Below are 18,764 nucleotides of genomic sequence, written 5' to 3'. Positions count from 1 at the left end.
CGGCAGGAGAGCGGCGCGGCCTGTTTCCGGCGGAGGCGCTACGGCGTCTCTCGTCCCGGTAGGAGCTCCCCGGTGGGAATGCCCGCCTCCAGGTAGTGCGCGGCCCCGCGCTCGCGGGCCCGTAGCGCCCAGCGCAGTCGCTCGTAGCGGATCGGCGGCAGGAGGTCGGCCGCCTCCTCCTCCGTGGCGAAGCGCCAGGCCCGCAGTTCGGGGCCGGGCAGCAGCAGTCCCGCCACGGCCGCCGGGTCGAGCAGGCCGCCGTCGAAGAGGAGGCGCAGCCCGCCGTAGCCGGGAGGCGCCGGTCGCTCCCAGTCGACGACGAGCAGCCGGGGGACGTCCGCCAGCCGGATCCCGGTCTCCTCCTCGACCTCGCGCACGCCCGCGCGCGCGGGCGCCTCGCCGGGCTCCACCACGCCGCCCGGGAACTCCCAGCCGGGCTTGTACGTCGGGTCGACGAGGAGCACCCGGTCCTGCTCGTCGAAGAGGAGCACGCCGGCGGCCAGCGTCTCGGCGGTGGGCTCGGGGGTCTGCACGATGGCGCACGCGGACACCGCGCCGCCGGCCACGGCCTCGGCGATCCGGGCGGCCGTCTCGTGCGGGGTGAGGGCGCCGTTGTCCACGAGGTGGGCGTCGGCGGTGAGCCAGGAGGCGAGGGCGGCGTGGTACGGCTCGATGTGGTCGTACGACCACTGCCGGATCCGTATCTCGCCGTCCGGGAGGTCGGGCGGGACCTCCCGGTTGGCTATTCGCTCGCGCAGGATCGTTTCCGCCGGAGCGAGGAGGACATGCCGGACCGCGATCCGGCGAGCGGCGAGGCCGCCGAAGATCTCGTCACGGTACTCCTGGCGCAGCAGGGTCATCGGGACGACGAGCGTGCCGCCCAGCTCGGCCAGGAGCGCGGCCGCCGTGTCGATCACGAGCCGTCGCCAGATCGGCAGGTCCTGGAAGTCGCCGGCCTCGGCGAGTCTTTTCGGCGGGAGCAGGAACGGGAGCGCCCCGCCGATGATCTCGGGGTCGAAGAGCGTGCTGTTCGGGATCAGGTCGATCAATTCCCGTGCGGTGGTTGTCTTCCCCGCACCGAACGCGCCGTTGATCCAGACGACGGTCACAGGTCCCCCTCTTCTGTTGGCCCCCTGTGGCTTGCCCGCTCCACCCTGCCACGGAAACCAGTTCCCGTTGAGGGCGCACGAACGCCGTGGCGTCGGCACCCCTCCCGGTGGGGTCCGGCGCCACGGCCTCGTGCCCGGTACCTGGTCCGTCAGCCGTTCTGCCCCAGGGCGTCGTCGTCGACGGCCAGGCTGTCGCCGGCGATGACGGTGTGATCGAGCGTGCTGAGGGTGTCGCCGACGTTCAGTCCGCCGAGGTCCTCGGCGCCCAGGCCGTGCGAGGGGGTGATCGCCGCGACGACGAAGCCGGTGGCGAGGGAGGCGATGGCGAGCATGCTGCGCTTCTTCATGCGCGGATCAACTGCGCGGACGGGCGCGGGGTCACGCCTCCCCCGGTAATCCGCTCGCGCGGCGCGCCGGCCCGCCGTGAGAATGCCGTGATCGTCGACGTTTTCGAGGAGCCTCGCCATGAGCGGTCCGCAGCACGCCCACGCCAGTCTGGACGGGCTCGTCATGGGCGACGCCTTCGGCGACAGCTGGTTCACCCGCTCCGACGAACCCGCCGAGGCGCTGTGGGCGGCCCGGGAGCCGCGTCCGGCGCCGTGGTGGTGGACGGACGACTCGGCGATGGCGTTCGTGCTGTTCGCCCACCTGACGGCGCACGGGGAGGTCCGTCCGGACGACCTTGCGCGGGAGTTCGCCGCCGAGTACGGCCGCGACCCGGGCCGCAAGTACGGCCCGTCCATGCACGGTGTGCTGCGGCGCATCGCCGACGGCGAGGACTGGCGGGCGGTGACGACGGGGCAGTTCGGCGGACAGGGGTCCTACGGCAACGGCGCGGCGATGCGGGTCGCCCCGCTGGGGGCCTGGTTCGGCGGCGATCTGGCCGCGGCCCGCGAGCAGGCGCGGCTGTCCGCGCTGGTCACCCACGCCCATCCGGAGGCGGTCGCGGGCGCGGTGGCCGTGGCGGTCGCCGCCGCGCTGGCTGCCGCCGGCGCGGGCTCGGACGCCCCTGTGCGCGCGGTCTTCCTGCGGGAGGTCGCCGCGCAGGTGCCGGACGGCGACGTCCGCTCCGGACTGCTGGTGGCGGCGAACCTGCCCGAGCACACGTCGGTGCGCCACGCGGCGTCCGTGCTGGGCTCGGGGACGCTGATCTCGGCTCCGGACACGGTGCCGTTCGCCCTCTGGGCCGCCGCGGGACACCTGAACGACCTGCCCGAGGCCCTGTGGCAGACCGTGGGCGGCTGGGGCGACCGCGACACGACCTGCGCCATCGTGGGAGGCGTGGTCGCGGCCCGCACCGGCACGAGCGCGATCCCGACCGCCTGGCGCCAGGCCTGCGAGAGCATCCCGCCCCGGAGCGGCTGGGACGCCCTCGCCGCGACCCGCCCGGTCGCCGGCTGAGCCCACCCCGCCCACTCGCTCCCCACAACCAGCCACACCCGCCACCCGGTCAAACTGCACCACCCCTCGCCCAATACCCCCAGCCCCAGCCCCAGCCCCACAGAATCCCCCAGCCCCGCCCCCGACCGCTCGCTCCCGACGGCAGACTGCGGCCGCCGACTCGGCGAACAGCGTGACCTCACGCCCATCCGACGTCGATAGCCCCAGCCGCCCAAGCCGCCTCGACCAGTCGCTCCCCACGGCCGACCGCGTCCGCCGACCGGGCGAACAGCGCCATCACACGCCCACCCGACCTCAATAGCCCCAGCCCCACAGAATCCCCCAGCCCGCCCGCGACTGGTCGCTGCCCACGACCGACCGCAGCCGCCGACCGGGCGAACGGCGTGACCTCACGCCACCCGACCTCAATAGCCCCAGCCCCACAGAATCCCCAAGCCGCCCCCCCACCCGCCGCTCCCCACGACCGACCGCAGCCGCCGACCGGGCGAACAGCGTGACCTCACGCCACCCGACCTCAATAGCCCCAGCCGCCCCGACCGCTCGCTCCCGACGGTCGGCCACGGCCCTCGGGAGCGGGCGAAGTGCGTGACCTCACGCCCGGGCCCCGCCGGGGCGCCGGGCCGTCCGCCCGGCCTCGAGAAGTCGAGGCGCGCGGAACCTCCAGGCCGGAACGTTCCTGCTGTGCTCTGTCAGACGCCCGCCGCGGCTCTCCTCGCCAGGGCGGCCGCAGCCGCCCCCACGAGGCCCGCGTCCGTGCCCATCTGCGCGGGTGTCACCGTCAGGCGCTGGACGAAGGAGAGGGTCGCGTAGTCGCGCAGGGCCCGGCGCAGGGGCGCGAGGAGCACCTCGCCCGCCTTGCCCACGCCTCCGCCGATCACCGCGATGTCGATCTCGACGAGGGTGGCCGTGGCCGCGATGCCGGCGGCCAGGGCCTGGGCGGCCCGTTCGAAGGAGGCCACGGCGACCGGGTCGCCCGCCCGGGCGGCCGCGGCCACGGCGGCCGCGGAGGTGTCGCCGTCGGGGCCGGGCAGCCAGCCGTTCTCCAGGGCCCGGCGGGCGATGTTGGGACCGCTGGCGATGCGTTCCACACAGCCGCGCGCACCGCACGGACACGCGTCGCCGTCAAGGTCGACGCTGATGTGGCCGATGTGGCCCGCGTTGCCGGTGGGACCGGGGTGGAGTCGCCCGCCCAGCACCAGGCCGCCGCCGACGCCGGTGGAGACCACCATGCACAGCGCGTTGTCGTGGCCGCGGGCCGCGCCCTGCCAGTGTTCGGCCGCCGTGATCGCCACGCCGTCGCCGATCAACTCGACCGGGAGGTCCCCGGTCACGGCCCGGACCCGGTCGACCAGCGGATAGTCCCGCCAGCCCGGCACGTTCACCGGGCTGACCGTGCCCGCGGAGGCGTCCACCGGGCCGGCGCTGCCGATGCCGACGGCGTGCGCGCGCCCCCACAGCGGCGACACGGTCAGCTCCCCCAACACCTCCTCGACGGCCCGCATCACGGTGTCGCCGTTCTCCTGTGCGGGCGTGGGGCGCTGCGCGCGGCCCAGGATCGTGCCGTCGCCGTCCACCAGCGCTCCGGCGATCTTGGTGCCGCCGATGTCGAGCGCGGCCACGAGGTCGGTGTGCATCAGTCTGGTTTCTCCCGGTCCACCATGGAAAGGGGCTGGCCGGTCCAGCGGTTGGGGGACGCGGGCCGGAGATTGCGGTGGACAGTGTCCCCCGCATCTGACAACGTTGTCCAGGCTCTATGCTCGACGCCATATCCTCATACAACCCCTGGGACCCGCGCATCCCCGTACGCAACACGTTGTGGACACAGTGTGTGGGCGGCGGGCAGGGCCCGCCTTCCGGGGACTACAGGACAGGACCCAGCATCGTGCCCGAGACGCAGCGCCGGCCCGAGAGCCGTTACGGCAACCGTCCCACCATGAAGGACGTCGCCGCTCGCGCCGGAGTCGGCCTCAAGACGGTCTCGCGCGTGGTGAACGGCGAGCCCGGCGTGACGCCCGAGACGGAACGGCGTGTCCAGGAGGCCATCGACGCGCTGGGCTTCCGCCGCAACGACAGCGCCCGGGTGCTGCGCAAGGGCCGTACGGCGAGCATCGGCCTGGTCCTGGAGGACCTCGCCGACCCGTTCTACGGGCCTCTCAGCCGCGCGGTGGAGGAGGTCGCCCGGGCCCATGGCGCCCTGCTCATCAACGGCTCCAGCGCCGAGGACCCCGACCGCGAGCAGGAGTTGGCGCTGGCGTTGTGCGCGCGCCGGGTGGACGGCCTGGTGGTGATCCCGGCCGGTGACGACCACCGGTATCTGGAGCCCGAGATCAAGGCGGGGGTGGCCACGGTCTTCGTCGACCGGCCGGCCGGGCAGATCGACGCCGACTGCGTCCTGTCGGACAACTTCGGCGGCGCCCGCGAGGGCGTGGCCCATCTCGTGGCACACGGGCACCGCCGGATCGGCTTCATCGGCGACATGCCGCGCATCCACACCGCCGCGGAGCGCCTGCGGGGCTACCGCGCGGCGATGGAGGACGCGGGCATACCCGTCGAGGACGCGTGGATGTCGCTGGGCGCCACCGATCCGCTGCGGGTGCGCCGGGCGACCGAGGAGATGCTGTCCGGCCCCGCGCCCGTGACGGCGATCTTCTCGGGCAACAACCGGGTGACGGTCACCGCGATCCGGGTGCTCGCCGAGCGGACCCGCCGGGTCGCCCTGGTGGCCTTCGACGACCTGGAACTCGCCGACCTGCTCCAGCCGGGGGTCACGGTGATCGCCCAGGACGCTGCCGCTCTCGGTCGCACCGCCGCCGACCGGCTGTTCCGGCAGCTGGACGGCACCCTGATCGCGCCCGAGCGCATCGAACTGCCGACCCGGCTCGTCACCCGCGGCTCGGGTGAGCTGCCGCCGGCGGACTGAGGCTGCTGTGGACGCCCGCGACGAGGACCGCACGCTGGAGACGCTGGGCCTGGCCGTGGCCCCGCGGGACCGTCCGCTGAGTTATCCCGGCGCCCGTCCGGCCGGGTCCGGGCTGCTCGACGGGGACAGGCTGCTGCCGCTGGACCGGCTGACGCACCCCGACCGGACTGCCGTGGTGGCCGTCGGCTCCAACGCCAGCCCCGCCCAACTGCGCCACAAGATGGCCGAGTTCGGGATCGCCTCGCCCGTCCCGATGGTGAAGGCGCGCGTGACGGGCCTCGACGTGGGCGTCTCGGCCCACGTCAGCCGGCTCGGATACGTGTCCGCGTCCCCGGTCAACGCCCCTGATACGACACGGGAGTTGTTCGTCATCTGGCTGGACGCGGAGCAACTCGCCATGGTCGACGCGACGGAGCCGAACTACGACCGGGTCCTGCTGCCCGCGCCGGCGTTCCGGGTCGAGCTGGAGAACGGCGAGGCGCTCCTCGACCAGTTCGCATACGTGAATCATCACGGCGTGCTGCACAACGGCGCCGGCGCTCCGCGCAGCCATCCCGGACAGCGCGCCCTGATCACCGAACTCCTCGCGGGATCACCGGCGTTGCGGCAGCTGTTCGGGGTGACTCCGGAGGAGTTCTGTGCCCGGGCCCGGGCCGACGCACGGCTGTGCGCGCGGGGTACCCGGTTGTTCGCGGAGGAGAAGCTGGTGACCGCTTCCGGTCTGGAGCATCTGCACGTCCGTTAGGATGATCACACGGCATCGCGTGTCGGTCACCGTCCGGGTGAGGCATGGAGGAGCCCGTGAGTTTGCCTTACGGAGGCATTCCACACATGTCAGTCGAGCTGAATCACACCATCGTCCACTCCCGTGACAACCGGGAGTCCGCCGAGTTCCTCGCCCACGTCCTGGGACTCGAAGTCGGGGCCGAGTGGGGCCCGTTCGTCCCGGTCGAGACGAGCAACAGGGTCACCCTGGACTTCGCCACCATCCCGGCGGAGTCCATCGTCATGCAGCACTACGCGTTCCTCGTCTCGGACGAGGAGTTCGACGCGGCCTTCGACCGGATCAAGCAGGGCGGGATCACGTACTTCGCGGATCCGCACGGCAGACGGCCCGGCGAGATCAACCACAACCACGGCGGTCGGGGCGTGTACTTCATGGATCCGTCGGGGCACGGGATGGAGATCATCACGACCCCGTACACCTTCCCCGCGCAGTAGTCGTTCCTAGGCCGTCGGCCGCTCGGGGCGTCCTGGCCCCGACCGGCCGGCGGCCGTCGCGCTACTGCGCGGACGCCGTCAGATCGCCCCGGCGCGGGGCTGCGAAGCCCTCCAGAGCGGCCCGGCTCAGCCCGGTCGCCCCGGTCACCTCGGCGAGGTCGAGGGCGCCGCAGTCCAGGCCGCGCAGCAGATAGCCGCTGAGGGCCTTGGCGGTGGCCGGCTCGTCCATCACGTCGCCGCCGGCCCGGTTGGCGTACCGGGAGAGCCGCTCGGCTGCCTGGGCGAAGCCCTCGCGGTAGAACGCGAAGACGGCCGCGTAGCGGGTGGGAATGTGGCCGGGGTGCATGTCCCAGCCCTGGTAGTAGGCGCGGGCGAGGGCGCGACGGGTGAGGCCGTAGTGCAGGCGCCAGGCGTCGTGGACCTGCTCGGTCGGGCCGACGGGCAGCACGTTCGTGGAGCCGTCCGAGACGCGTACCCCGGTGCCGGCCGCCGCGACCTGCATGACCGCCTTGGCGTGGTCGGCGGCCGGGTGGTCGCTGGCCTGGTAGGCGGCGGAGACGCCGAGGCAGGCGCTGTAGTCGAAGGTGCCGTAGTGCAGCCCGGTGGCGCGGCCCTCGGCCGCCTGGATCATGCGGGCCACCGTCGCGGTGCCGTCGGCGGCGAGGATGGACTGGCTGGTCTCGATCTGGATCTCGAAGCCGAGCCGCCCGGGTTCGAGCCCGCGCGCCTTCTCGAAGGCCTCCAGCAGCCGGACCATGGCGGTGACCTGCTCGGGGTACGTCACCTTCGGGAGGGTGAGGACCAGCCCGTCGGGCAGGCCGCCGGCCTCCATCAGGCCGGTGAGGAAGACGTCGAGGGTGCGGATGCCGCGGTCGCGTACGGCGGCCTCCATGCACTTCATGCGGATGCCCATGTACGGGGCCGCGGCGCCCTGGGCGTACGCCTCGGCGATCAGGCGGGCCGCCCGCGCGGCCGTCTCGTCCTCCTCGGCGTCCGGGCGGGGCCCATAGCCGTCCTCGAAGTCGACGCGCAGGTCCTCGATGGGCTCACGCTCCAGTTTGGCCCGCACGCGCGCGTACACGGGCTCGGCGAGCGCGTCGGACAGGCCGAGGCAGGCGGCGAAGGAGGAGGCGTCGGGGGCGTGCTCGTCGAGGGCGGCGAGGGCCCGGTCGCCCCACGAGCGGATCGTGTCGGCGCCGAAGGCGTCACCGGGGACGTAGACGGTGTGGACGGGCTGGCGGGTGCCGGGGTCTCCGGGGTATCGGCGGTCGAGTTCGGCGTCGACCGGGGTGAGGGAGGCGCTGATCTCCTCGCTGACGGCGCCCGCGAGAGTCGTCGTCACCGTCTCCTGCTGTCCCTGACCCATCCCACACCCTCCACATTTCCGCGATACGGAATAAACAATCCGTAGAACGAAGTTAGCCGGGGAGCTTCCGGCAGGTCAACACCCTGTCCACGCTGTGGCGCCCCCGCGTTCACCACCGCACCTACGCCCCCTTCCGCACAACGGTTCACCCCTTCATCCTTGCTCACGAGACGAGGGGGGACACATGACGGGCAGCGGTGGGCCGACCCGGCGGGCGGGACTGAGAACGATGGTGGCCGCCGCGGCCGCCCTCCCCCTGCTCGGCATGGCAGGTGCGTCCGCCGCCCGGCACGAGAACGCGCCACCGGAGCCGCCCCGCCGCACGCCCGTGCCGCCGCTGGAGGTCATGACGTTCAACCTCCGTTACGCGTCCACCGAGGAGCCCAACAGCTGGGCGGACCGCCGTCCGGTGATGCGCACCCTGTTACGCCGGGCCGCTCCGCACGTCATCGGCACCCAGGAGGGACAGCCGCCGCAGCTGCGGGACATCCAGGCCGATCTCGGGCCGCACTACGACTGGATCGGCACGACCCGCGGCGGCGACGAGGAGGTGATGGCCGTCTTCTACGACAAGCGCCGGCTCGCCCCGGCCGACTTCGCGCACTTCTGGCTCTCCGACACCCCCGAGGTGCGCGGCTCCAACACCTGGGGCGGCGCCCACCCCCGCCTGGTCACCTGGGTCCGCTTCCGTGATCTGTGGGCGCAGGGGCGGGAGCTCTACCTCCTCAACACCCATCTCGACAACGCCAGCCAGTACGCGCGCGTGCGCTCCGCCGACCTGATCGCGCAGCGGATCTCCCGGCTCGACCGCTCCCTGCCGCTGCTGCTGACCGGCGACTTCAACGCCATCGCCCACGAGAACCCGATCTACGACACGCTGCTGGCCGCCGGCCTGGTCGACACCTGGGACGCGGCACGCGCGCGTGGCGGGGCGTACGCGACGTTCCACGGGTACAAGGCGCTCACGCCGGGCGGGGACCGCATCGACTGGATCCTGGCCACGCCGGGCGTCACGGTCCACCGGGAGTGGACCGACACCCTTACCGTCGACGGGCAGTACCCGAGCGACCATCTCCCGGTACAGGCTTCCTTGAGCCTGGAATGAGCCGAGGCCCCCGTGACCGGAGCGGTCACGAGGGCCTCGTACAGTCATGCGACTGCGGGATGATCAGCCCTTGCGGGTGTTGATCTCCTCGGTGAGCTGCGGGACGACGTCGAACAGGTCGCCGACGACGCCGTAGTCGACGAGGTCGAAGATCGGGGCCTCGGCGTCCTTGTTGACGGCCACGATGGTCTTCGAGGTCTGCATGCCGGCGCGGTGCTGGATGGCGCCGGAGATGCCGTTGGCGATGTAGAGCTGCGGCGAGACGGACTTGCCGGTCTGGCCGACCTGGTTGGTGTGCGGGTACCAGCCCGCGTCCACCGCGGCGCGCGAGGCGCCGACGGCCGCGCCGAGGGAGTCGGCGAGGGCCTCGATGATCGCGAAGTTCTCCGCGCCGTTGACGCCACGGCCGCCGGAGACGACGATCGCGGCCTCGGTCAGCTCCGGACGCCCGGTCGACTCACGGGCCGTGCGGCCGGTGACCTTGGTGCCGGTGGCCTGGGCGGAGAAGGTCACCGCGAGGGCCTCGACGCCGCCTGCGGCCGGGGCGGCCTCCACGGCGGCGGAGTTCGGCTTGACCGTGATGACCGGGGTGCCCTTGGCGACACGGGACTTGGTGGTGAAGGACGCGGCGAACACCGACTGGGTGGCCACCGGGCCCTCGGCGCCGGCCTCCAGGTCGACGGCGTCGGTGATGATGCCCGACCCGATGCGCAGCGCCAGACGCGCGGCGATCTCCTTGCCCTCCGCGGAGGACGGCACCAGGACGGCGGCCGGGGAGACGGCGGCGACGGCGGCCTGCAGGGCGTCGACCTTCGGAACGACGAGGTAGTCGGCGTACTCGGACGCGTCGTGCGTGAGGACCTTCACGGCGCCGTGCTCGGCCAGCGCGGCGGCGGTGTTCTCGGCGCCGGCGCCGAGCGCGACGGCGACGGGCTCGCCGATGCGGCGGGCGAGGGTCAGCAGCTCGAGGGTCGGCTTGCGGACGGCGCCGTCCACGTGGTCGACGTAGACGAGGACTTCAGCCATGGGTTTGTTCTCCTGCGAAACGAAGTGGAGGGGCGGTCGGCGAGGGGCCTTAGATGAACTTCTGGCCCGCGAGGAACTCGGCGAGCTGCTTGCCGCCCTCGCCCTCGTCCTTGACGATCGTGCCCGCGGTGCGGGCCGGGCGCTCGGTCGCGGAGTCCACGACCGTGTAGGCGCCCTCGAGACCGACTTCCTCGGCCTCCAGGTCCAGGTCCGACAGGTCCCAGGACTGAACCGGCTTCTTCTTGGCCGCCATGATGCCCTTGAAGGACGGGTAACGCGCCTCGCCCGACTGGTCGGTGACCGACACGACCGCCGGCAGGGAGGCCTCCAGCTGCTCCGAGGCCGCGTCGCCGTCCCGGCGGCCCTTGACGGCGCCGTCCTCGACCAAGACCTCGGAGAGCAGGGTGACCTGCGGGACGCCCAGGCGCTCGGCCAGCAGGGCCGGGACGACGCCCATGGTGCCGTCGGTGGAGGCCATGCCGGAGATCACCAGGTCGTAGCCGGCCTTCTCGATCGCCTTGGCGAGCACGAGCGAGGTGCCGAGGGCGTCGGTGCCGTGCAGGTCGTCGTCCTCGACGTGGATCGCCTTGTCGGCGCCCATCGACAGCGCCTTGCGCAGCGCGTCCTTGGCGTCCTCGGGGCCCACCGTCAGGACGGTGATCTCCACGTCGTCGTCGGAGTTCTCGGAGATCTGCAGCGCCTGCTCGACCGCGTACTCGTCGAGCTCGGAGAGCAGACCGTCCACGTCGTCCCGGTCGACGGTCAGGTCATCGGCGAAGTGCCGGTCGCCAGTGGCGTCGGGCACGTACTTCACAGTGACAACGATCCTCAAGCTCACGCCGGCTCTCCTACTGCATCGTCAGTTCTCGGCTGCCTTCTTCCAGGCAGCATAGGCGTCACAAGCGGCCGATCCCGGTTGGGGCGGCCTGCGCTCCCGACCGAAATATTACTCGTCAGTACACCCAGTTCATGCCCGCTAAGCAAGCGCTTTGAACTGTGACCTTTGCAACGCAGCGTAATCGGAATCCGACGACTTCGCAGGAGAGCCGGGCAGTGATCAATCCCGCAGAGCGGTGAACCGCCCCTGGTGGTAGAGCAGCGGGCGGCCCGCGCCGTCGGGATCGCCCAGGACGACCTCGGCCAGCACGATGCGGTGGTCCCCCGCGGGAACACGCGCGACGACACGGCACACCAGCCACGCGAGCACGTCGTCGAGGACGGGGACGCCCTCCGGACCCTCGCGCCAGACGGTCGGCGCGCCGAAGCGGTCGGCGCCGCTCCTGGCGAACGTGGCGGCCAACGCCTGCTGATGCTCGCCGAGTATGTGGACGCCCAGGTACTCGGCCCCGGAGATCACGGGCCAGCTGGAGGCGCCGACGCCGATGCCGAAGGAGAGCATCGGGGGCTCGGCGGAGACGGAGCTGAGTGAGGTGGCGGTGAAACCGACCGGACCGCTCTCATCGGAGGCGGTGATCACGGCGACCCCCGCCGCGTGCCGCCGGAAGACGGAACGCAGGAGATCGGGAGAGGCGAGTCGAGGGATGCCGAGGTCGGGCGTGGCCGTCATGGAGTTGTCCTTCTGCAGGGAGTGGCGAACCGGGCCGTAGGTGCTCAACAGACCGGACAGCGCGCGCTCGCGGTACGGACCAGGTCGACATGGACCCGTCCGTGGAGAAGGAGTTCCTCAGGCATACAGCCAGGCTGACGATGGGTGGCGCGCACAGTCAAGTGCGTTCCGGGATCTGGGAGCTGCCTCACCGTCGCCTTCGGGAGGGTCACACCGCCTCCCCCAGGGCGGCGATGACGTCGGCCTTGCGGGGCTGGCCGGTGGCGCGTCGGACGATGCGCCCGTCGGCGTCGAGGACCAGGACGGTCGGCGTCTTGAGGATGTCGAGTTCGCGGACGAGGTCCAGGTGCGCCTCCGCGTCGATCTCGATGTGGGTGACCCCGGGGACCACGCCCGCCACCTCGCCGAGGACCCGGCGGGTCGCCCGGCAGGGCGCGCAGAAGGCGCTGGAGAACTGCACGAGCGTGGCCCGTTCGCCGAGTTCGCCGCCGAGCCGGTCCGCCCCGAGTCGTCGTCCGTCGTCGCGCCCGCGCACGCGCACTCTCCCGCTCCGCCGCCGCTGCAGCACTCCGAAGGCGCTCGCCGCCGCGAGCACGGCCACGCACACCACCACTCCGGTCATCAGCCGCTCCAGCGTTCATGAGACTGCAAAGATTCCCGACCCCATGAATCGTTTCCGTTGCGGAATGCTTGATTCATGGACATCGACGCGAGGGGCCCGCGCTTCGGGGCCGCCGTGACGACCGTAGTACTCGCGGTCGTACTGATCACGGGCAGTGCCTGGCTGCTCGCCTGGCAGACGCTGGCGTTCGCGCTCGGCGCGGCGGGCGGGGTGGCCCGCTCGCCGTACGGTTGGCTGTTCCGCACCGTCGTACGGCCGCGGATCGGGCCGCCGACCGAGTTCGAGGCGCCCGAGCCGCCGCGGTTCGCACAGACGGTGGGACTGCTGTTCGCGGGCGTCGGCCTCGTCGGCCTCACCCTGGGGCCCGACTGGCTGGGGCTGGCGGCGACCGGCGCGGCGCTGGCGGCCGCCTTCCTGAATGCCGCTTTCGGGTACTGCCTGGGCTGCGAGTTGTACCTGCTCGTACGGCGGGTCGCGGTGCGCCCGGAGTAAAGGCGAGTTAAAAGGCCGAGGTGGATCAAGCGGGTTGAAGTGACGAGGATCTCGCCGCCGTCGGGCACCAGGACTGGCTCCCCGGCCGTTCTTCGGGCACGATCTGCGAGATGCCGTAAACCTACGGCAGCGTAACTTTGCCGTCGGGAGCCTCCCCCGGCAAAGAGAAGGAAGGGTCCGCCCCGCCCATGGCAGAGCTTGTCTACCGCCCCGTCGTCGGCCTCGCCCAGACGTTGTTCAAGGTCTGGGACCTCAAGATCGACTGCAAGGGGTCGGAGAACATCCCGCGCTCGGGCGGAGCCGTGCTGGTGAGCAATCACATCAGCTACCTCGACTTCATCTTCGACGGCCTGGCCGCGCTCCCGCAGAAACGTCTCGTTCGTTTCATGGCGAAGGAGTCCGTGTTCCGCCACCGGATCTCCGGTCCGCTGATGCGCGGGATGAAGCACATCCCGGTCGACCGCAACCAGGGCGAGACGGCGTACCAGCACGCGCTGGAGTCGCTGCGCTCCGGTGAGATCGTCGGGGTGTTCCCCGAGGCCACGATCTCGCAGTCGTTCACCCTGAAGAGCTTCAAGTCGGGTGCCGCCCGCATGGCCCAGGAGGCGGGCGTCCCGCTGATCCCGGTGGCCCTGTGGGGGACGCAGCGGCTGTGGACCAAGGGCCACCCGCGCAACTTCAAGCGCAGCCACACCCCGATCACCATCCGCGTCGGCGAGGCCGTCGAGGCCTCCCGTGACAAGTACGCGGGCGCCATCACCCGGCAACTGCGCGAGCGTGTCCAGGAGCTCCTGGAGGCCGCTCAGCGCGCCTACCCGGTGCGGCCCAGGGACGCGAGCGACACCTGGTGGATGCCGGCCCACCTGGGCGGCACGGCGCCGACGCCGGAGCAGGTGCGCGAGGCCGAGGCGCGCTGACGTCCGTCGGCTGGGGGCGCGCCCGCCGGGGCGGGCTCTCGCGACCCCGCGCTCCGGGCGCGCCGCGGACGCCGATAGGGTCCCTGCCTTGTCGGGACAGGTCCCGTCCCCATCGGGACGGCTGTTGTCCGCCGAACGCGCTACGGGGGCGAAGATGCGGCGCTGGGTGAAGGTGTCGGTGGCGGCTGCGGCCGTGGTCGGACTGGGCGGGTGGATCGCCCAGCCGTACGTCCACGAGTGGTGGGTGATCCGGACCGCCTGCGACGGGGTGCTCCCCGACGGCGCCGTGCGCGACCTCGTTCCCGGCGACGCCCGGGTCGTGGGCGCCGAGTCGGGCGGGGTGAAGGCGCTCGGCGACTACGGCTGCGAGGTCACCGTCGCGGGTGACCACAGCGCCGACTGGCGGCTGTTGAACCTGCACGCCTACACCCAGCGCGACGACCAGGACCGCGAGTTCATGTTCGCCTTCCCGGAGGGCGGGTTCGCGCAGCAGGCGGCGATGCCGGAAGGACTGCCCGGGTTCATCGCCCGCTTCGGCGCCCTGGAGTTCCTGCTGCCCTGCCCCGACCTGGGCAAGGACGCGGACGGCCGTCGGCGCAAGATGCTGGTGCGCGCCGGCGTCAGCCTCAACGGCCCCTGGCGGCAGCCCGCTTCCTACGAGGTGGCCGTCGCCTTCGCCAACTCCGCCTCGAAACGCCTGGGCTGCGGCGCCGAACCGCTCAAGGCGCCGGAGGGCGTCAGCCCGGCCGACCCCGAGGAACAGGACCCGAAGACGGTCCCGTTGGCCGCCGCCCGCGACACCGCCTGCGGCTGGCTGGCCGGGGCGGGGCTGCCGAACCCGACGCACTGGAAGCTCGACGCCCAGCTCAACGACGCGGCGCCGACGGGCCGTTGCGAGGCGACCCTCGACGAGGAGTTCGCGGACGACGACTCGACGGGGATGGACTTCGTCGCCTGGTTCGGGGACTGGAGCAACCGTCTCGTCGCCGGCAACCACACCAGCCGCCCGTCCCTGTCCGCGAGCGCCCGCTGCGCCGGCGAGGCCGCCCACTTCGCGCTCGATGCCTCCAAGGACGTGCCCGGCGTCGACCAGGCGAAGAAACGGGCACTGTTGAAGGCCTTCGCCGCGGAGCAGGTGAAGCGGCGGGGCTGCACCGGCCTCGCGCTGGACGCCTGACGCGGGTCGTCGTCAGATCGTCAGCCAGAGCGCCCGGACGTAGCGGTCGTCGATGACCTGCCGCATGGCGGCCGCCCGCGCCTTCGGGATCTTCCGTGCCGTCGCCCAGAAGGCCACCACCCTGAGCAGCTGGTGCCGGGCGTCCATCAGGTCACCGCGCACCCGGCCCTCGGGCCGCCCGGTGATGCCGGCCATCGGCGGGCGGGTGGTCACCTGCGCGGTGTGGGCGAGATAGACGCCGCGCGTGTACCGGCGGACGGTCTTGTCGAAGGCTGTGACGTCGGGGATGGCGCCGTCGCGGGCGTAGCGGGCCCGGTACCTCATCAGGGCGCCGACCCGGTCGGCCATGTGCTCCAGGTCGCTGTCGACCCAGTAGGTGTCGGGCGTCTCGAACCTGTCCTTGCCCGGCTTCGGGTGGTAGTCGGGGTCACGGCCCTGTCCGTCCAGCCGTTCCAGGTAGTAGGCGAGCCAGGCGCGCTCGGCGGCGTACAGGATCGCGAACGCCTGCGGATCCTTGGCGAGTTCGGCGACCAGGTACTCGGGGTCCGCCTTGATGCCCGAGTAGGGCTGGGTGTGCTCGAAGTCGGCGTGGGCCTCGTCGGGGGCGAGGAAACGGCCGTACGTCGTCCAGCCCTCGTCGTCGGGTGTGGTGAGCTCCGCCGGGACGGCGGGGCGTACGGCGTCCTTGTCGGACCCGCCGTACCGGTGCTGGTCGACGATGTACTGGGCGAGCATGCGGGCGACGCCCGGGGCCATCCCGTCGGGCAGCTCGGTGTCGTTCAGGACGGCGGCCACCGCGAAGGCACTGCGGGCCTGGGCCGGGGTGTGCGGGTTCTCGATCCCGGTGGCCCGGGTGCCCGCGTCCACGACCTCGCCGAGGACCTTGCCGCCGTCGCCGCACGGATGCTCGTGCACGAGCAGTGCGCGCACGGCGTCGAGACGGGCGAGGTCGTCGCCCGGATCGAGCGCGCGGGTCGCGGCCGCGGGATCCCTGACCAGGGCTCGGGTGGAGGAGGGGATCTTCTGGCAGGGCGTGTCGTCCCCAGCGCCGACGAGAACGATCGGTACGGCGGCGGCAAGGAGGGCGAGTCCCACGGCGGAGGCGAGCAGCCGGTGCTTCCGCAGCCGGGCAAGAAGGCCCCGCCGGTCGTCGCCTTCCTGGCCGTCGCCTTCCTGGCCGTCGCCTTCCTGGTCCTCGCCCGGCGGAGCGTGCTGTCGCAGGTCGTCGTCGCCGTCCGTGTCGGCCTCTCGGGCCTCTCCCCCGTCATGCATGCCGGGGAGACTAGCCGCAGCGGCCGTCCGCGGCGGCAGCCGGGGGGCTCACAGTGATGCGGGGAGCGTCTGCCAGAGGTGCGGGCGGTCCTGCGCGGCCTGCAGTGCCGCGAGAACGGCCGGGTGGGGTGCGGCGTACAGGCCGGGGTAGTCCAGCTCGCCCGTCTCGGGGTCCGGCAGGAAGGCCAGTCGCTCGCCGTCCAGGGAGAACCGTGCGTCCACGCCCGGCTTGTTGCCGCGTGGATCCTGGCGGTGCCAGGCCCCGTTGAAGCGCACGGCGACGAGTCCGTGCACGGCGTACCCGTCGCCCTCGTCGTGTGCGAACCGCTGGTAGCACAGCGCGGTCGGGATGTCCTCGGCCCGCAGCAGGGCGGCCAGCGCGTGGGCCTTGGCGTAACAGATGCCCGTTCCCTGCTCCAGCACGTCCGAGGCGCGCCAGGTCACGCGCGGGTCGCCGGCGTCCTGCGAATGGGGAATGGCGTCGCGGACGAACTCGAACGCCAGGCGTGCATAGGCATACGAGTCCTCCGCATCCCGCGCAAGGCGTGCGGCCGCGGCCCGCACCAGCGGATGGTGATGGTCGACGGCCTCGTCAGCAGCCAGATACGCGGACAGGTCAGGGTTCTCCTGGATCAGCTCCATGGCGGGAGAGCATAGGAATGCGATCACCCACGCGTCAAATACTTTTGAGGGCGACCGCATACCTATGCACCAAGCGTCAGGGCCTGCTAGCGCGCCGTCTCCTCCTTGACCGCCGCCACGAACGCATCGACGTCCTCCTCGGTCGTGTCGAACGAGCACATCCAGCGCACATCGCCGGCCGCCTCGTCCCAGAAGTAGAACCGGAACCGCTTCTGCAGGCGCACGCTCACGTCGTGCGGGAGCCGGGCGAAGACGCCGTTGGCCTGCACCGGGTGGAGGATCTCCACGCCGTGCACGGCCCGCACGCCCTCCGCCAGCCGTTGGGCCATCTCGTTGGCGTGGCGGGCGTTGCGCAGCCACAGGTCCTTGGCGAGCAGTGCCTCCAACTGCACGGAGACGAAGCGCATCTTGGACGCGAGCTGCATGGACAGCTTGCGCAGGTGCTTCATGTGGCGCACGGCGTCCTGGTTGATGACGACGACCGCCTCACCGAACAGGGCGCCGTTCTTCGTGCCGCCCAGGGAGAGGATGTCGACGCCGACCGCGTTGGTGAACGTGCGCATCGGGACGTTCAGGGTGGCGGCCGCGTTGGCTATGCGGGAGCCGTCCAGGTGGACCTTCATGCCGTGCGCGTGGGCGTGGTCGCAGATCGCGCGGATCTCGTCCGGCGTGTAGAGCGTGCCGAGCTCCGTGCTCTGGGTGATCGACACGACCTGCGGCATCGCGCGGTGTTCGTCCTCCCAGCCCCAGGCCTGCTTGTCGATCAGCTCGGGGGTCAGCTTGCCGTCGGGCGTGGGGACGGTGAGCAGCTTCAGGCCGCCCATGCGCTCCGGCGCGCCGCCCTCGTCCACGTTGATGTGGGCGCTCTCGGCGCAGATCACCGCACCCCAGCGGTCGGTGACCGCCTGGAGCGCGACCACGTTGGCGCCGGTGCCGTTGAAGACCGGGAACGCCTCCGCCGTGGGCCCGAAGTGGCTGCGGACGATCCGCTGGAGGTTCTCGGTGTAGTCGTCCTCGCCGTACGACACCTGGTGGCCGCCGTTGGCCAGGGCCAGGGCGGCCATCACCTCCGGATGGGCCCCGGCGTAGTTGTCGCTGGCGAAACCGCGGAGATCGGGGTCGTGGTGGCGACGGGCGTCGGTCTTCGGGGGGTTCACGGCTTCTCGGTGAGCCACAGACGCTGTCCGTTCACTTCGGGGGCGGGCTTCTCCCAGAATCCGGCGATGGCCTCGGCCAGGTCCTTGACGTCCGTGAAGCCCGCGAACTTCGCGTTGGGTCGCTCGGCGCGCATCGCGTCGTGCACCAGCGCCTTCACCACCAGGATGGCAGCCGCGGAGGTCGGTCCGGCGGCGCCCCCGGCCTTGTGGAAGGCGTCGGCGAGCGCGAGGGTCCAGGCCTCGGCGGCGGCCTTGGCGGCGGCGTACGCGGCGTTGCCCGCGGTGGGCTTCGAGGCGCCCGCGGCGCTGATCAGCACATACCGGCCGCGCTCGCTGCGCTGGAGGCCCTCGAAGAAGGCGAGCGAGGTGTGCTGCACGGTCTTGACCAGCAGCAGTTCCAGGAAGTCCCAGTCGTCCAGGCTGGTCTTGACGAAGGTCTCGCTCCCCCGCCAGCCGCCGACGAGGTGGACCAGGCCGTCGATCCGGCCGAAGTCCTTCTCGACGCGGTTGGCCCAGTCACGGGTCGAGTCCAGGTCGAGCAGGTCGACCGGCTCGCCGGTGACGCTGGCGCCCCCGGCCCCGTAGCGGGCCGCGTCGACGGCCTCGGCCAGGCGCTCCGGGTCGTTGTCCGCGCCGACGACGGTCGCGCCGGCCTCGGCGAGCCTGAGCAGTGCCGCCCGGCCGGCGGGTCCGCCCGCGCCGGCCACCGCGATCACCGCACCGTTGAGAGCCCCGTTCCCCATCCTTGCCTCCTGCTGAGCGGTGTGCGT

20 protein-coding genes are annotated in these 18,764 nt (G+C 72.2%); 8 read left to right on the top strand and 12 right to left on the bottom strand.

The features are described 5' to 3' along the window. Positions 1 to 38 precede the first annotated feature (38 nt). Both ACIBAF_RS20895 and ACIBAF_RS20890 read right to left on the bottom strand, forming a co-directional pair. Positions 39 to 1,109: an NUDIX domain-containing protein gene (locus tag ACIBAF_RS20895; protein WP_399464707.1), complete on the bottom strand. Its 1,071-nt coding sequence runs from the start codon at positions 1,107 to 1,109 to the stop codon at positions 39 to 41. A 149-nt stretch (positions 1,110 to 1,258) separates the two neighbouring features. Beyond that, positions 1,259 to 1,456 carry a hypothetical protein gene (locus tag ACIBAF_RS20890; protein ID WP_399464706.1) on the bottom strand — a complete coding sequence of 66 codons (198 nt, stop codon included), beginning with the start codon at positions 1,454 to 1,456 and terminating at the stop codon, positions 1,259 to 1,261. Between the two features lie 118 nt (positions 1,457 to 1,574). Between ACIBAF_RS20890 and ACIBAF_RS20885 the strand changes: the two genes are divergently transcribed. Continuing rightward, positions 1,575 to 2,510, top strand: coding sequence for an ADP-ribosylglycohydrolase family protein (locus ACIBAF_RS20885; protein ID WP_399464705.1), 936 nt, complete (start codon positions 1,575 to 1,577; stop codon positions 2,508 to 2,510). A gap of 689 nt (positions 2,511 to 3,199) precedes the next feature. Here ACIBAF_RS20885 and ACIBAF_RS20880 read toward each other — a convergent pair. Next, entirely contained in the window at positions 3,200 to 4,144 is a 945-nt protein-coding gene (locus tag ACIBAF_RS20880) for an ROK family protein (RefSeq protein ID WP_399464704.1), read from the bottom strand. A 248-nt stretch (positions 4,145 to 4,392) separates the two neighbouring features. Between ACIBAF_RS20880 and ACIBAF_RS20875 the strand changes: the two genes are divergently transcribed. The 3 genes from ACIBAF_RS20875 (at position 4,393) to ACIBAF_RS20865 (ending at position 6,651) form a co-directional block, all read left to right on the top strand. Beyond that, complete coding sequence (locus ACIBAF_RS20875; RefSeq protein WP_399464703.1) at positions 4,393 to 5,430, top strand: LacI family DNA-binding transcriptional regulator; 1,038 nt, start codon at positions 4,393 to 4,395, stop codon at positions 5,428 to 5,430. Between the two features lie 7 nt (positions 5,431 to 5,437). Continuing rightward, the gene (locus ACIBAF_RS20870; RefSeq protein ID WP_399464702.1) at positions 5,438 to 6,175 is read left to right on the top strand and encodes a hypothetical protein; all 738 of its coding nucleotides are present in this window, start codon (positions 5,438 to 5,440) and stop codon (positions 6,173 to 6,175) included. 86 nt (positions 6,176 to 6,261) lie between these two features. Next, entirely contained in the window at positions 6,262 to 6,651 is a 390-nt protein-coding gene (locus tag ACIBAF_RS20865; RefSeq protein ID WP_399464701.1) for a VOC family protein, read from the top strand. A gap of 61 nt (positions 6,652 to 6,712) precedes the next feature. On the opposite strand, the gene ACIBAF_RS20860 is transcribed toward ACIBAF_RS20865, so the two are convergent. Continuing rightward, on the bottom strand, positions 6,713 to 8,017 hold the full coding sequence (locus tag ACIBAF_RS20860) for a DUF6986 family protein (RefSeq protein ID WP_399464700.1): 1,305 nt from the start codon (positions 8,015 to 8,017) through the stop codon (positions 6,713 to 6,715). A 184-nt stretch (positions 8,018 to 8,201) separates the two neighbouring features. Between ACIBAF_RS20860 and ACIBAF_RS20855 the strand changes: the two genes are divergently transcribed. Beyond that, entirely contained in the window at positions 8,202 to 9,122 is a 921-nt protein-coding gene (locus tag ACIBAF_RS20855) for an endonuclease/exonuclease/phosphatase family protein (protein ID WP_399464699.1), read from the top strand. 63 nt (positions 9,123 to 9,185) lie between these two features. On the opposite strand, the gene ACIBAF_RS20850 is transcribed toward ACIBAF_RS20855, so the two are convergent. The 4 genes from ACIBAF_RS20850 to ACIBAF_RS20835 form a co-directional block, all read right to left on the bottom strand. After that, positions 9,186 to 10,148, bottom strand: coding sequence for an electron transfer flavoprotein subunit alpha/FixB family protein (locus ACIBAF_RS20850; protein WP_399464698.1), 963 nt, complete (start codon positions 10,146 to 10,148; stop codon positions 9,186 to 9,188). Between the two features lie 49 nt (positions 10,149 to 10,197). Beyond that, positions 10,198 to 10,986 carry an electron transfer flavoprotein subunit beta/FixA family protein gene (locus ACIBAF_RS20845; protein WP_399464697.1) on the bottom strand — a complete coding sequence of 263 codons (789 nt, stop codon included), beginning with the start codon at positions 10,984 to 10,986 and terminating at the stop codon, positions 10,198 to 10,200. Between the two features lie 219 nt (positions 10,987 to 11,205). Further along, positions 11,206 to 11,715, bottom strand: coding sequence for a flavin reductase family protein (locus ACIBAF_RS20840; RefSeq protein ID WP_399464696.1), 510 nt, complete (start codon positions 11,713 to 11,715; stop codon positions 11,206 to 11,208). Positions 11,716 to 11,923: 208 nt separating this feature from the next. Next, on the bottom strand, positions 11,924 to 12,337 hold the full coding sequence (locus tag ACIBAF_RS20835) for a thioredoxin family protein (protein ID WP_399464695.1): 414 nt from the start codon (positions 12,335 to 12,337) through the stop codon (positions 11,924 to 11,926). A 75-nt stretch (positions 12,338 to 12,412) separates the two neighbouring features. Between ACIBAF_RS20835 and ACIBAF_RS20830 the strand changes: the two genes are divergently transcribed. The 3 genes from ACIBAF_RS20830 (at position 12,413) to ACIBAF_RS20820 (ending at position 14,923) form a co-directional block, all read left to right on the top strand. Continuing rightward, a complete protein-coding gene (locus ACIBAF_RS20830) occupies positions 12,413 to 12,829 on the top strand; it encodes a DUF4395 domain-containing protein (RefSeq protein ID WP_399464694.1) in 417 nt (138 codons plus the stop codon). Between the two features lie 188 nt (positions 12,830 to 13,017). Continuing rightward, on the top strand, positions 13,018 to 13,746 hold the full coding sequence (locus ACIBAF_RS20825) for a lysophospholipid acyltransferase family protein (protein WP_399464693.1): 729 nt from the start codon (positions 13,018 to 13,020) through the stop codon (positions 13,744 to 13,746). Between the two features lie 124 nt (positions 13,747 to 13,870). After that, on the top strand, positions 13,871 to 14,923 hold the full coding sequence (locus ACIBAF_RS20820) for a hypothetical protein (RefSeq protein WP_399464692.1): 1,053 nt from the start codon (positions 13,871 to 13,873) through the stop codon (positions 14,921 to 14,923). A 12-nt stretch (positions 14,924 to 14,935) separates the two neighbouring features. Here the strand turns inward: ACIBAF_RS20820 and ACIBAF_RS20815 are convergent, their stop codons facing one another. The 4 genes from ACIBAF_RS20815 to ACIBAF_RS20800 all read right to left on the bottom strand — a co-directional run bounded on the left by ACIBAF_RS20815 (position 14,936) and on the right by ACIBAF_RS20800 (position 18,737). Further along, complete coding sequence (locus ACIBAF_RS20815) at positions 14,936 to 16,195, bottom strand: hypothetical protein (protein WP_399464691.1); 1,260 nt, start codon at positions 16,193 to 16,195, stop codon at positions 14,936 to 14,938. Between the two features lie 48 nt (positions 16,196 to 16,243). Next, positions 16,244 to 16,837, bottom strand: coding sequence for a transglutaminase domain-containing protein (locus tag ACIBAF_RS20810; RefSeq protein ID WP_399464690.1), 594 nt, complete (start codon positions 16,835 to 16,837; stop codon positions 16,244 to 16,246). An 86-nt stretch (positions 16,838 to 16,923) separates the two neighbouring features. Continuing rightward, positions 16,924 to 17,994, bottom strand: coding sequence for a threonine aldolase family protein (locus ACIBAF_RS20805; protein WP_399464689.1), 1,071 nt, complete (start codon positions 17,992 to 17,994; stop codon positions 16,924 to 16,926). Continuing rightward, the gene (locus ACIBAF_RS20800) at positions 17,991 to 18,737 is read right to left on the bottom strand and encodes an SDR family NAD(P)-dependent oxidoreductase (RefSeq protein ID WP_399464688.1); all 747 of its coding nucleotides are present in this window, start codon (positions 18,735 to 18,737) and stop codon (positions 17,991 to 17,993) included. Before ACIBAF_RS20800 ends, ACIBAF_RS20805 begins: the two co-directional genes overlap by 4 nt. Positions 18,738 to 18,764 lie beyond the last annotated feature (27 nt).

The sequence above is a fragment of the Streptomyces sp. NPDC051677 genome (genome assembly GCF_044453465.1).
Lineage (GTDB): Bacteria > Actinomycetota > Actinomycetes > Streptomycetales > Streptomycetaceae > Streptomyces.
This window is presented reverse-complemented; position numbering and strand designations above follow the sequence as displayed.